Source organism: Undibacterium sp. RuRC25W (assembly GCF_049339825.1).
Taxonomy (GTDB): Bacteria; Pseudomonadota; Gammaproteobacteria; order Burkholderiales; family Burkholderiaceae_D; genus Undibacterium.
In genome coordinates this window covers 1-1047 of record NZ_JBMPPD010000075.1, presented here as the reverse complement: position 1 = coordinate 1047, position 1047 = coordinate 1, and the positions used below count along the sequence as shown (strand labels likewise).

The following is a 1047-nucleotide window of genomic DNA, read 5'->3' as shown; positions in this document are numbered from 1 at the left end:
CAATTTTCTATCGATCAAAATCATCAAATTACTGTTATTGATAGTGGTTGGTTCAATCATCGTACGAAAGACCGAATTTATAAAATTCAAGAAGACGGCACAATTAAACAGATTCAATAAAAGCTATTCAAAGCACTCGACATTTTGGTGGGGAGAATAGTGGCAAACCTACATGCTTGAATTGGGAACTGGATGCTCAATTGGGTACGGAGGCCGCAAAGGCCTTTCGTCATGCCTATCTTCATCTCTCTGCCAGCGATAAATTTGGCATGGAACCCCGTTATCAAAACGCAACGACATGGAAGCGCCATCATGAAGCCGGTTAAACCCATCAACCAACAACGCCGTGTATGGCTCACCAGCGCTGCCATATCTGGCTTCGGGTTGACTATCACGCCCCCGACCTCCGCCTCCAATTTTTTAAAAGGATTATTCATGCCCCCTCATATCACGCCAGAAACTGCCATCATGAAATGGGATATCTCGTTTTGCAAATACAGCATCGACATTGATCCTCGTGCAAATTCCCGGCTCGAGACAATGTGGGCAGACAACTGGCTTAAAGACGCACAAGGCGACACCGTGGCGCGTTTCTTTTCTGGGTTTGGTGCAACATGGGGCGCTGGTAGTAGCGACATGGGCGGCACCAATCCAAAAGGATCTCGTCTGCCAAAGACCATCCACCTAAGCTATTACGACTATCAGGAAGACCGCTTTTATCGCTTAGAGGCAGAATTGCCGTTACATCGCATTTACGAATTATTTTTTAACGAACCTAAATCCGTCAGTAAAAATTCCCCTTACTACGGTCAGGCGATACCTCGCTTTTCTGAGTTACGTTTTGGTATCGCGCCGCAAGGTTTTATTATGCTATGGGCCAGCAGCTTTACCCATCAGGTTGAATTGCAAACCTACCGCGCTCAGATTATTCGTGACATCGATGTCAAGAGCTATAACGCCAAGCTGCCCGGTGGCACATTTACACTCCAAGAAGATCGTTGGCAAGAGCTAGAGGCTTGGCGTTTCAAACCCGAAACAATAGAAAAA

The 1047-nt window shown here is 46.2% G+C and carries 2 protein-coding genes; both read left to right on the top strand.

Annotated features, from left to right (window positions below):
- Positions 1–176 precede the first annotated feature (176 nt).
- Complete coding sequence (locus tag ACO0KV_RS18340; protein ID WP_423044593.1) at positions 177–326, top strand: hypothetical protein; 150 nt, start codon at positions 177–179, stop codon at positions 324–326.
- A partial coding sequence (locus tag ACO0KV_RS18335) for a DUF2931 family protein (RefSeq protein WP_423044591.1) occupies positions 313–1047 on the top strand: 735 nt, incomplete at its 3' end. The genes ACO0KV_RS18340 and ACO0KV_RS18335, both read left to right, overlap by 14 nt.